The organism is Vibrio sp. 10N.261.54.A5 (assembly GCF_041471145.1).
Taxonomy (GTDB): domain Bacteria; phylum Pseudomonadota; class Gammaproteobacteria; order Enterobacterales; family Vibrionaceae; genus Vibrio; species Vibrio crassostreae_C.
Window position 1 is genome coordinate 103,125 of record NZ_JBFRNU010000045.1, and the last position, 12,812, is coordinate 115,936.

Here is a 12,812-nt window from a genome sequence, read left to right on the forward strand (position 1 = left end):
CTGATTCACAGAGTCAGGCCAACATTCAAACCAAAGCAGCAAACGAACTTAGACAAGTGATTTAACCCATTTTTGAAAACATGTTATTTGAGCGTGTTTTCAAAACCGAGCTAGAACACTGAGCTTTCAATAGGAGTGGTTATGTACCAGCAACGGATTGTTATAGATGGATTGCAATACTGCAATTGGAACAGAGAATATTTCCAAACACTAAAGGCGAGCGGCATTACAGCAGTTCACGCTACCGCGGTTTACCACGAGACGGCTCGTGAAACCTTATCTCGCTTTGCAGAATGGAATTTAAGATTCGAGCAGAACGCAGACCTTATCATGCCGATTCACTCAATGGCTGATCTCGAGACTGCAAAAGCGACTGGCAAAGTCGGCATTTTCCTTGGTGCTCAAAACTGTTCTCCAATCGACGATGAGATCGGTCTTATCGAAGTGATGCGTAAGCAAGGCCTTTTGATCATGCAACTGACGTACAACAACCAGAGCTTATTGGCGACGGGTTGCTACGAGAAGAACGACACAGGTATTACTCGCTTTGGTAAACAAGCCATCGAAGAGATGAACCGAGTGGGCATGATCATAGATATGTCTCACAGTGCCGAGCGCTCAACACTTGAAGCAATCGACTTGTCTTCTCGTCCTATTTGTATCAGCCATGCGAACCCAACGTTTGCTCATGATGCACTACGAAATAAATCAAACGATGTGATTAAAGCTCTAACCGCACGCGGCGGCTTAATCGGATTCAGCTTGTACCCATTCCACTTACCAAATGGCAGTCAATGTACGTTGGAAGATTTCTGCCAGATGGTTGCGACTACGGCTGACATGGTTGGCGTAGAGCACCTCGGTATTGGCAGTGACCTATGCTTAAACCAACCTCAAGCCGTTCTTGAATGGATGAGAAATGGTCGTTGGTCTAAAGCAATGGACTACGGCGAAGGCTCTGCGAACAACTCAGGTTGGCCAGATGCGTTGCCTTGGTTCTGTGGTAGTGCGGGTATGGAAAACATATATAACGGATTGATGCGTCATGGTTTCAGTGAGTCTGAAGCTGGGCAAGTCTTGGGAGAAAACTGGTTTAACTTCTTGAAAGATGGCCTAGAGCCTCAAACCAAGGGTTAACGGTTTCTCGCGAGCCATCATCGAATTAGCAGCCTTCTAACAAACGTTCAATAAGCAAGTGCTGCTTAAACCAATTTCACTATTCAAAAGGAACAACGGTCTATTTCGCAACGCGGTAACCCAAACATGGATTAGCCTGCCCAACACAAAAAACAATAGGGCAGGTGTTAAATACACCCTTGTAGTCATCATTCAAATGACAGCTGCAAAGAAACCTCTGGAGTCAGAGTATGTCTGATTTAACCAATAGCGTGAAATCTTCAAGCTTAAATGCGGGTCAAGCACACACAACAATTAATGCAAAAAGCAACACAAACGAGTCTGAGTCTACGTCAGACAAATTAGGCCTATCCAACCCAGCACTTTGGTACAGCGGCGGTTTTATCGCTCTGTTCGTGGCACTTGCTCTATTTGATGGCGAGCTGTTATCAAGCCTAGTAAATACGGGCTTTGCATGGTCTGTAAAAGTATTCGGTCCTTACTGGCAAATGCTTCTTCTTCTGACTTTTCTTATTGGTCTTGGCCTGGCGGCAGGGCGAACAGGCAAGGTTATCCTAGGCGGCATCGCTAAACCTGAAATGGACGGCTTCCGTTGGATGGCGATCATCTTCTGTACGCTACTGGCAGGTGGCGGTGTATTTTGGGCAGCAGCAGAGCCTATCGCTCACTACGTTAGCCCACCACCATTGTACGGCGCACAAGAAAACGCACAGCAAGGCGCGGTGAATGCTTTATCGCAATCCTTCATGCACTGGGGTTTTCTAGCATGGGCCATTGTCGGTAGCTTAACGTCTATTGTGGTGATGCACCTTCACTACGACAAAGGCTTACCGCTTAAACCTCGTATTTTGCTTTACCCAGTTTTAGGCGAGCGAGCATTGAAAGGTCACACCGGCGCATTGATTGATGCATGTTGTATTGTCGCAGTAGCGGCGGGCACCATTGGTCCTATCGGCTTTTTAGGCTTGCAAGTGAGCTACGCACTGAACGCACTGTTTGATATTCCTGATGGCTTCACGACGCAGCTTATCATCATCCTGTTCGCTATCGTTCTATACACATTGTCGGCATTAAGTGGTCTTAACCGCGGAATGCAAATGCTAAGCCGTTACAACGTAATTTTAGCAATGTCATTGATGGTCTACATTCTGATCTTCGGCCCAACAAACTTCATTTTCAATGGCTACATCCAAGGTGTAGGCAGCATGATAGACAACTTCATCCCAATGGCAACATACCGTGGTGACGAAGGTTGGTTGAGCTGGTGGACAGTATTCTTCTGGGGTTGGTTCTTAGGTTACGGCCCAATGATGGCAATCTTCATCGCACGTATTTCACGCGGTCGTAGTATTCGCCAATTGGTATCAACCATCAGTCTTATTGCACCGTTCGTAACATGTTTCTGGTTCACCATTGTTGGCGGTTCTGGCCTTGCGTTTGAAATTGCAGACCCAGGCAGCGTAAGTAAAGCGTTCGAAGGCTTTAATTTACCTGGCGCGCTACTGGCAGTAACTCAGCAACTACCAATGCCAATGCTTATCTCTATTCTGTTCTTGATCTTGACGACGATCTTCATCGTAACGACAGGTGACTCAATGACTTACACCATCAGTGTGGTAGTCAGCGGTGAGACAGAGCCTAACGCAATTATTCGTACTTTCTGGGGTGTGATGATGGGGGTAACAGCATTGATTCTGATTTCCCTAGGTTCCGGCGGTATTTCAGCGCTGCAATCATTCATAGTTATCACAGCGGTACCGGTGTCCTTAATCTTGCTGCCATCACTTTGGAATGCGCCTCAAATCGCAATCAAGATGGCGAAAGATCAAGGCTTATAAAACATCAATGCCGGTATAAAGAAGAAAATGTAGAGATAAAGCTCTCTAAAAACTGAAGATAAACAAGGTGTGAGCCTTTGAAAGAAGGCTGATACAAGATTCCGGAAGGAAGATAAAAACCGTACTGGTGAAGATACACCGGGCGGCACGTATTTAGGTCAATCGATCTAGTCAGGACAAATAATAAGGGGTGAGCTCGCTTACCCCAAATAACGTGAAAGCTACCCAACACACTGTAACAACGAATGCTTCAAATGATGGCAACGTTCGGTTCGGAATGGCTAGCAAAATCCTATAACTATAAGGTGGTGAGCAAAATGGATGCACATCGTTCTACCTACACTGAATCAGCACTACGTGACGCGACTGTCGTCATGGCTCCGGAAAGGCTAGGTGCAATGCACCAAACACGTATCAGCTTCGTTAGAACTCTGATTCGTAAAATGGCGCAGCAAGAATGGAAAGTGACCAAACATGAATGGCAATTAGACGCTCAGGGCTTTGGTCATGTTATCTATAAGCTTGCGACGCCAAACCATGTTTATCATTTGGTTGTTTTCTGCGATGAGATTGCAGATGACGAACGAAATGACCGTGTAATTGCTGAAAAGTGGGACGTAACGTTTGCGCTTGTTCTTGGTGATGTTGATGTCGCCCTACTTGAAAGACTTCGTGCGAATGTACCGCTTCAAGAAGCAGGCCGTAATCCAAATAATGTGCTTGTGTTGGCGCGTGCAAACAAAAGTGTACGTGTGTTTGAACACATCGTGAGTCACTTGGCTAAAGGTGTTCAACCAACGCCAAAAGAGCTGGCTGAAGTGGGTTACATCCTGCGAACGACAGCGGTATACGGTAATGGAAAATTTGGTATTGCTGACTTTAAAATCTTGGAAAAGAATCCAGATTTTAATCAATCGTTCAGTGCTCAAATGTGTGCTGTTTATATGCTGCGTGAGTTCAGCCTAGATTGGGTTCATTACCTAGCGGAGCAACAAGGCGGTGAACAAGCGATTACCTTGCACAGAGGCTTACAACGCTACCTAGGTGTGGGTAATGCCACAGGTTTAGGTATGGCGCCATATCTGATTAACCACCCAAGTATTGTCGATCAATGGATGACAACCCGTGAGCATGCATTAGCTGACGTGTTAGCTAATCACACGGATACGGCATTGATTGAGCCCCTACGTACATTAGTTAAAAAAGCGATTTGTCATTTAGAACAAGTTGTTACCATCAATGAAAATCAGCAAGAGTTGAACAAAACCGCTGTTGATGAGTTGAAACACGCAGAACAGTCACTAGAAGCTTCTGTAAACCATTGCGATACATGGGCGCAGTTAGTTGAACAATCTAAGCACATGAGTATGGAAGCCCAAGAAATCCTTATCTCATGCTTGATGGAATTGTACCCAGAATTAGTGGACGCCCATCAAGAGCATATGAATTGTAGCGAAACACTCTCGCTTCCTAGTGGCAAGAAGATCCAAGACCTATTGGTTGTGTTAGAAGAAAAGTACCGTTGGGCGATCACGACTGACTTTACGAAAGCAGAAAATAACTACTGGTTCTGGTATCGCTCTCAGGACAAAGAAGAGCCAAGGCTCGGTGTTCGAGGCGAGGAACTCGGCGAAGAGCGCGAACTGCCGTTGGATATCGGCCGTCAAGCTTACCGTCTGTACCATGCTTTATTGCAATTCGCGCCAGAGCTTTCATTGGCTGAATTCCTTGTTAAACAACCGCAGCATCGTGCCATTGCGCGCCGTGTGTGGACGTTAGGTAACAAGGCGATGGGCGACATTCAAATGAACGTGCTGCACCAAGACTCGCCACCAATGCATTTGCTGCGTTGTAAGCTAGCGATGTTTGGAGCGACTAAGTTTGATCCTCGCTCAGACCGTTGGGTACGAGTGACGTTTTTCCAAGGTGCACCGTTGCTTGATGAAATTCATCAGGACGAATGGGTGTTCCCAATCTTACCAAGTGAAGCGGAGATCGCTGACTCAAATAAAGTTCCTACACATATCAACGCTCAACATGGAGGTAAATCGTTATGATCGTTTCTCACAATGAACTGGTAGCGGCCGTTAATAAAGCCTTTCTGGGTATGCGTCGTACATGTGGTGAAGCCGATGTGATAGCGAACATGGTGGCAGATTTACAAATGGTTGGCTTGGATGGTGTTCGTCATTTTAACAATGCGAGCAACTTTATGGGGCTAGAAGACGATTGCCCTGTAGACATCCAAGTGACAAGCGACAACACAGTTGAAGTGGACCTGCACAAGGCGAGCTTAGCGTGTCATCTTCCTGTGGTGATGGATTACGCCATTGAAAAAATGGTCGGTAAAAAGACGCTGAAAATCGAGCTAAACAACTGCCATAACCGTTGGTTAGCGTACAGTGAGCTTGTAAAACTGGCAGCGAAAGGCATCGCATGTACCGCACGTTGGGATAATGGCTCAAATCCTAAGAGCACCTTGTATGTGCTTAACCGTGGTTGCGTTGCACCAGAACTGTTTTTATCAGATTTGCCTCTGGCATCGGACGATCATATCCACAATATGACCATCGAGCTTTCCGTCCAGGATTTCGATATCGAACGTTTGTCAGATGGCTACCAAACACACATTGAATCGGAAGCGCTTTTTAAAACTCAAGAGAAGGCGTGGAACGAGGGCATTGAAGTTGACGATGGAGAGTGGGGCGCGTTGAAAGAAACGGCGACGGCTATCCTTGTTGAAAACAGCCAACGTTCAATTCAAGGTGCAGGTGAGCTCGAGGCTTCTTAGCTTTATTTTATAGAGCTATAAGTTACAGAAGCTCAGTTTATAGATCTTTGGCTTATAGAAACTAAACCTATAAAGCCTGAGCTTGTTCAACCTAAAAACCTCATTTACAACAGATAAAGCCAAAGAGCTTAACGTATCCTCACCTCGTTAAGCTCTTTTTATTTGTCTCCCGTTTTCATTCTTCCTCTCAATAGAGCACCCCTTAAACCTTCTGTTTTGAAACAAGTTGTTACGCGTATAAAGCTAATTTGGCGATTTAATGAAGTACCTTCACATTCAGGTTCAACAAACGGTTTCATTTACAAGCTAGTATGCGTATCTTGCTAACTACGGTGCCAAAGGGTGCCATTTTTATTCGTACCAATGACTTTAGAATCAGATAAAAAGGAATGAAGCGTGCAAGCTAACTTTATTGATGGAGCCACCCTGTACCGTCAGCACTCTTTCGAGTTGCCACTTGATTATCAAGCCAAAGATGGACAACAGATCCAAGTCTTCGCACGTGAGCTGGTTGATCTCGCTAAAGATGAGCAAGAGCTGCCGTGGTTGATCTACTTTCAAGGCGGCCCAGGTTTTCCTTCTCCACGGGTGAGTGGTCAATCGGGTTGGCTAAAGCGTGCATTACAAAACTACCGTGTTCTGCTTCTAGACCAACGTGGTACTGGCAACAGCACGGTTATCAGCCATGAAACTTTGGCGCATTTGTCTCCAGAACAACAAGTCGAATACTTAACGCATTTCAGAGCGGATAACATCGTTCGTGACGCTGAAGCGATTCGTGAACAGTTTGGTATTAAGCAATGGTCGACGATTGGTCAAAGCTTTGGTGGCTTCTGTACACTGAGCTATTTGTCACTGTTCCCACAGAGCTTGCAGCGTTGTTATGTGACGGGCGGCATTCCTTCTATTGAACGAGAAGCTGACGATGTTTATCGTGCGACTTACAAGCGTGTAGAAGACAAAAACAGAGCTTTCTTTGCTCAGTTCCCACAAGCACAAGCTATGTGTCGCGAGATCTCTGATTACCTGCTCAACAACGATGTGAGACTGCCAAACGGTCAGGTGTTCACAGTTGAACAGTTCCAGCTAATAGGTATTAATCTTGGTGGCGGCGAAGCAAACCTTCCAATGTATTTCACACTGGAGAGTGCGTTTGTTGAAGTGAACGGTAACAGACAGCTGAGCTACAGCTTCCTAAATCAAATGCAGCAAGAGCAGGGTTACTTAACTAACCCAATTTACGCAATCTTGCATGAATCGATTTACTGTCAAGGTACAGCGTCTAACTGGTCTGCACATCGTGTTCGTGAGCAGTACCCACACTTCAACTACCAATCGGGCAGTGAGTTCTGGTTTACTGGTGAAATGGTGTACCCATGGATGTTCGACCAACTTGAAACGCTGAAGCCACTGCGTGAAGCCGCGAACATGTTGGCTGAAAAGTCGGACTGGGGCACTTTGTACAACGCAGAGCAGTTGAGCAAGAATACAGTGCCAATGGCGTGTGCCGTTTACGCCGATGACATGTACGTTGAGTTGGATTACAGCCGTGAAACATTGGCGAACATTCCTAACTCGAAAGCGTGGATCACCAATGAATATGAACACAATGGCTTGCGAGTAGACGGCGAAAGGATTGTCGATAAATTGATGACGATGGTTGAAGCGTTAGAAAATCTGCCAAAGTAATCAAGCTATTTGCACTAGAAACAAGATGCGTTAGAAGCTTTCTACTTTAGAAACTATCTACGTTAGAAATACGATACGCCAGAAACAAGAAAACGCTGCACCCATGCAGCGTTTTTTTATGTCATCGAACTATTCGATTTAAGGAACTAGGAGGGGTAGCCCTTGAAGCCATTAAGGTTGGATGACGATATCTTGATTTTCAGTGGTCGATAAGCTGGCGCGGTTTTGTTCGATAAGCTGAGCCGCATAAGAGGGAGTCACAGCTTGAATTTCGCCTTTTGAACGAATCGTTAATGCTTCCCACGCATGATCACGGTATTTGCCTGTTTGTGTATATTCAATAAGTACTCTCATGATTCTTCCATCCGATGTGTGGTTAACGTGCTACTAACATTAGCGCCATTATTGTGGTTACACACCTGTTAAAAATGGAACATAAGATTAACCAAATGAGAATGCGTGTAACTTGAAAAACAGACCCAACTGCACTTATCTTCTTAACCGCGTTTATCGCAACTAACCGTATTTATCGCAACTAACAGCATTTATCGTAACCAACCTTACTTATCGTAAATAGCGTCCATAAAAAAACGCTGCACAATGGCAGCGTTAAAGTTGAGATAGGTTGAAGATTGCTTAGCTGTTTTCTAAGCCAACAATCTTGCGTGCAGACATCACTGCACTATCCAAATCGGTCAATCTACCAGCACTTGCTGGACCAAGAACTGATGAATACAAAGCCAACTGCTTCTCAAATGATAAATCTAATTGGTTATATAGATTTTGGCGGATTTGAGCGTGTTGCTGAGGCTTTGCGCTCGACAGGCCTTCCAACGTATCGTAGATGAGTGTAGTTGTATCCATAACTGTCCTTAGTACATCTTTAGAAAATTTTGCATATTATGCACTTGGTATCATCTTTGTTCTGCGAGATTGATCGCATTATGTGCAGCTCTGCTTAATTGTGTAATCAGTTAGTTACAATTGTGTTGTACGGCAAAGTGTCGGAACTCGGGTTTGGGCAAAAGAAAAGGAGACACAGTGGTCTCCTTTTGGCTTGTTAGCAAAGATAAAAGTTACGTGCTGTTCGCTGTTTATTGAGCCAATCGGCTACGCACAGCTACAGCGCCTATCGTATGTTAATGTTCTTATCTCGATTTTCGTACATTTCAGGTGTGGTGTGTAATCCACCTGCATAGCCTGCTGCTTCAAGTGTTTCTCTTACCTCTCGAACATGCTCAGCCGTGACCGGTTCATTTCTGTCGCCAAGGTTTAAACGCACAAACGTGATTAACTCAGCTAAGCGTTGATCCGACAGTACATCCTCAAAACTTGCCATTGGCATGAAATTTCTGTCTTTGTCGAGATAGGTGGGTTGCAAGCCGCGCACCGTTACCGCAATGGTATTGAATGGGTCGCTGTGCATGATAATACCGTTGTTCAACAGAGTAGGGGCGATTGGATCGCGACCTTTACCATCGTCACCATGACAGGCCCCACAGGTTTGACGATACGTGGTGTAGATTTCACTGGCATACGCAGCTTCATCAAACCCTTTAGGCTGTAACTGAACGGCATCACTGGCAATGGTGTTGTTGATGTCCCCACTGAGTAGGTAATAGGACATCGACTCAATATCTTCACGCGTCATCAAGCTTAGGCTGTTTTTCACTACATCAGCCATACCCGCAAAAGCGGTGCCTTTGTCTGAATGTCCTGTGTGTAAAAAGTCTGTGAGTGTTGCTTCATCCCAACCATCGATATAGAGCTCATTGGCTGTAATATCAGGCGCGTTCCAACCGTCGATCAAGTTACCTTGGAAAATACGTTCTGGTATCAGTGCTTGGGCAATATTTCGAGGTGTATGGCACTCCGAACAGTGACCAAGTCCTGCGACCCAATATTTGCCTTGTTGCCACTTATCGACATTCTCAATTTCTCCTTTGAGTTCCTCTGGCACTTCATAATCAATAGGGTCGGTATCCATGAATACGATGTTCCAGCCAAGCAAACCTAAGCGAATATTGGATGGAAACATCATGCTGTTGTCATCATTGCGTCGCGGCACGGCGGTGATTGACTGCATGTATTCCCATAAATCCACCATGTCTTGGTCGGTGAGGTATTGATAGGAGGTGTAAGGCATTGCAGGGTACAGGTAACCATTCTTGCCTTTACCTGCGACTAACGCCGCTCGGAAATCATCGAAGTCATAAGTCCCAATACCTTCGGTAGTGTGTGGCGTTATGTTGGTTGAATACACGGTGCCGAAGGGGGTGACAAAGGGTAGGCCGCCAGCAAAGGGTTCGCCACCTTCTGCACTATGACAAGCCACACAGTCACCGGCATAAGCGAGATATTCTCCGCGCTCAACAGATGATGCTTTCAAGCTCGCGAGCCGTTGTTGCTCTACGTCACCAGCGTGTCGGATATAAGCCCCAAGCGCGAGTATCTCGTTCTCACTGAGCTGCTCATCAAACGCAGGCATTAGGTTGTTCAAACCGTAATTGATGGTGTGCTGAATCTCTTCAATACTCCCTCCGTGAAGCCAGATATCATCGGAAAGATCAGGTACGCCAATCGCTGGGTTAGCGACAGCACCATCGGCATGACAAGACGAACAGTATTGGACGAACAAGGTTTTACCAAGCTCGACTTTAATCTCCGGCACATCGGTATGACGTTGGTTGAGGGAGGCTAGATAGTAGGAGACTTTTGCCACCTCGTCTGGGCGCATGATTTCACTCCAACCCGGCATCGCTCCATTTCGTCCTTTGGCAATCGAATGGATCACAGCTTCATCACTGCCGCCGTATAACCATTCTTGGTCGATAAGATTAGGGAAGTGTTTCTGACCTTGTGCATTATCTCGGTGACAAGCGGCACAGTGAGTTTGGAATAGAATCCTACCGCTGTTCACGATCTCTGGGACAGCAGCTAATCCCTCTAACGTGGTTTCGCTGGTTTGTGCAAATTGCTCATTGAGAGTGGTGGATGGTGAACTGAGCTTATCGTCGCTTTGTTCCCAATCGACTAAGCCTTCCCATTCTCCAAGCCCGGGGTAGAGCACCAAATAACCCGCAGACAAAAGAAATGCCACTGCATAACTGATAAATAACAGCTTAGGTGGAGGCGCATCTTTCTCTTCAATACCATCAAAGGTGCCAATGGTGTGGTCGTGATCGGCCTTGTGATTGCTACGCCAGTATTTAACGACAACAGACACCATCAGAACAAAGAATATTAAGGTTAAGAGTACCGCCCATAGATTCCAGAATGTGCTCATTGTGATACCTCCTGTGACGTATCTTTACCCAGGCTTTGTAAATAGCGAATCAGAGCTTCACCTCTGGTTTTGCCTCTTACTTGCAAACGGGCATCACCAATTTCTTGATCGGTATAAGGCACACCTAAGGTACGTAACACTTCCATTTTGGCGCTAATATCATCGCCAGTCAGAGTCTGCTCAAATAGCCACGGGTAAGAGGGCATGATCGAGGTCGGTACGACTTTTCGAGGGTCAATTAAGTGAATAGCATGCCATTGGTCAGAATACTTTCTACCTAAGTTAGTGAGGTCAGGACCAGTACGTTTAGAGCCCCACAAGTTAGGAAACTCATAGATATCGTCTGCTTCTTGGTTCGGGCGACCATTACGCTTCACTTCTGGCTCTAGAGGGCGAACCATTTGTGTGTGACAAACATGGCAGCCTTCACTGATGTATATGTCTCGGCCTGCTAACTCAATCGGTGTGAGAGGCATCGCTAAGCTGCCTTTGGCAATATCATCGCCACGGACAATGCTTGGCACTACCCAGACCAATAAAGAGAAGGAGGCCACGACAACAGTGGTCAAAATTAAAATGACGATTGAATGTGTAAAGTCTTTACTCATCATTTAAGCTCCTTCATTAACAGTGTGTTTAGCATCATTTGTTACGGGCATACGAACCGTTTTGTACAAGTTGAAAGCCATTAAGAACAATCCAAGTACAAACAGCGCGCCACCAAAGAAACGCATGAATAGCCAAGGTGCTTTAAAGTCCATAGCTTCTACAAAACTGTAAATCAGTTCGCCATTTTCATTTTGAGCGAGCCACATATATCCCTCGCCGATGCCTGCGATCCAAAGTGCTATTGCATAGATGGCGACGCCAGCATGAGCAAGCCAAAAGTGCCATTTAATCAGTCGTCGTGACCATAGATCGGTTTGGCCCCATAAGCGTGGAATGAAGTAGTAAAAAACCGCTATCCCTGACATCCCAACCCATCCGAGAGCCGCGGAATGTACGTGCCCGATGATCCATTCGGTGTTGTGTGCCACCATGTTGAACCAGCGAATAGCGAGTAGCGGACCTTCGAATGTTGCCAAGCAGTAGTAAAGAATCGCTGAGAAAAAGAATAAAAGAACGTAGTCGGACTTCAGCTTTTCTTTATTTTGTAGGAGGGTCATTGCGCTATTGAACGCGCCTGCCCAAGAAGGGAGCCACAGGATCAAAGACATAACGATGCCGATGTTCTGAATCCAGATGGGAACAGAAGAATAAACCAAATGGTGCGTTCCGGCCCACGTGTAAAAGCCGACCAAGCCCCAGAAATGGATCACAGACAAACGGTACGAGTAGATAGGTCGATCCGCCGCTTTGGGTATGAAATAGTAGTTCATACCAATCACACCAGCGGTCAGCAAGAAACCGACGGCATTATGTCCCCACCACCATTGAACAATCGCATCTTGAGCGCCTGCAAACACAGAGTAGGACTTCATCGCCAACACAGGCATCGCGAGGTTGTTCACGATGAAAATCATTGCAACGACGATAATGAATGCAGCAAAGAACCAGTTAGCCACAAAGATATGGCTGACCTTTCGTTTAGCAAGGGTGCCAAAGAACAACACCGCGTACAGCACCCAAACCAACACAATCATCAAGTCGATTGGCCATTCAAGCTCCGCATACTCTTTTGAGGTAGTGTGGCCTGCGGGTAAGGAAATGACCGCAAGTAACAGGATGAATTGCCAGCCCCAAAATACCATCCATGAAAGGCTTTTGTTGAACAAGTCACAATGGCCTGTTCGCTGGGCAATGTACAAAGACGTCCCCATCAAGATATTCACGACGAAGCCGTAAATTACTCCAGAGGTATGTAGCGGACGCAGTCGACCAAATTGGAAATACTGAGAATCAAAGTTTAAGACTGGCCAATATAATTGCGCGGCGAGAATCACGCCGATGATCATACCTACAATCGCCCACACTAAGGATGCAATGATGAAGTACTTCACGACCTTAATGCTGTATTGCGTTGTCACTTGTTCCATAACAAGGCTCCTTGCCTAGAGGTTTTGAATCGCTG

General features: G+C 45.9%; 10 protein-coding genes. 5 read left to right on the forward strand and 5 right to left on the reverse strand.

The genetic code is table 11. The features are described 5' to 3' along the window. The first annotated feature begins 141 nt into the window (after window positions 1-141). The 5 genes from AB4329_RS14260 to AB4329_RS14280 all read left to right on the forward strand — a co-directional run bounded on the left by AB4329_RS14260 (window position 142) and on the right by AB4329_RS14280 (window position 7,455). Complete coding sequence (locus tag AB4329_RS14260) at window positions 142-1,137, forward strand: membrane dipeptidase (protein ID WP_372138593.1); 996 nt, start codon at window positions 142-144, stop codon at window positions 1,135-1,137. Window positions 1,138-1,367: 230 nt separating this feature from the next. Continuing rightward, the gene (locus AB4329_RS14265; protein ID WP_017066850.1) at window positions 1,368-2,975 is read left to right on the forward strand and encodes a BCCT family transporter; all 1,608 of its coding nucleotides are present in this window, start codon (window positions 1,368-1,370) and stop codon (window positions 2,973-2,975) included. A 254-nt stretch (window positions 2,976-3,229) separates the two neighbouring features. Further along, window positions 3,230-5,032 (forward strand): hypothetical protein, encoded by a 1,803-nt coding sequence (locus AB4329_RS14270; protein ID WP_372138595.1) that lies wholly within the window; start codon window positions 3,230-3,232, stop codon window positions 5,030-5,032. Next, window positions 5,029-5,766, forward strand: coding sequence for a DUF3726 domain-containing protein (locus tag AB4329_RS14275; RefSeq protein ID WP_017064722.1), 738 nt, complete (start codon window positions 5,029-5,031; stop codon window positions 5,764-5,766). The genes AB4329_RS14270 and AB4329_RS14275 overlap by 4 nt, the downstream gene beginning before the upstream one ends. Before the next feature lie 396 nt (window positions 5,767-6,162). Further along, entirely contained in the window at window positions 6,163-7,455 is a 1,293-nt protein-coding gene (locus tag AB4329_RS14280; RefSeq protein ID WP_017069844.1) for an alpha/beta fold hydrolase, read from the forward strand. Window positions 7,456-7,626: 171 nt separating this feature from the next. Here the strand turns inward: AB4329_RS14280 and AB4329_RS14285 are convergent, their stop codons facing one another. The 5 genes from AB4329_RS14285 to ccoN all read right to left on the reverse strand — a co-directional run bounded on the left by AB4329_RS14285 (window position 7,627) and on the right by ccoN (window position 12,777). Next, entirely contained in the window at window positions 7,627-7,809 is a 183-nt protein-coding gene (locus AB4329_RS14285) for a hypothetical protein (protein WP_004730424.1), read from the reverse strand. A gap of 282 nt (window positions 7,810-8,091) precedes the next feature. Next, window positions 8,092-8,319: a PAS factor family protein gene (locus AB4329_RS14290; RefSeq protein WP_004730426.1), complete on the reverse strand. Its 228-nt coding sequence runs from the start codon at window positions 8,317-8,319 to the stop codon at window positions 8,092-8,094. A gap of 265 nt (window positions 8,320-8,584) precedes the next feature. Then, entirely contained in the window at window positions 8,585-10,741 is a 2,157-nt protein-coding gene (locus AB4329_RS14295; protein WP_102393760.1) for a cytochrome c, read from the reverse strand. Beyond that, complete coding sequence (locus AB4329_RS14300; protein ID WP_372138596.1) at window positions 10,738-11,352, reverse strand: cbb3-type cytochrome c oxidase subunit II; 615 nt, start codon at window positions 11,350-11,352, stop codon at window positions 10,738-10,740. Before AB4329_RS14300 ends, AB4329_RS14295 begins: the two co-directional genes overlap by 4 nt. Continuing rightward, a complete protein-coding gene (gene ccoN / locus AB4329_RS14305) occupies window positions 11,353-12,777 on the reverse strand; it encodes a cytochrome-c oxidase, cbb3-type subunit I (protein ID WP_017066459.1) in 1,425 nt (474 codons plus the stop codon). Between the last annotated feature and the right edge of the window lie 35 nt (window positions 12,778-12,812).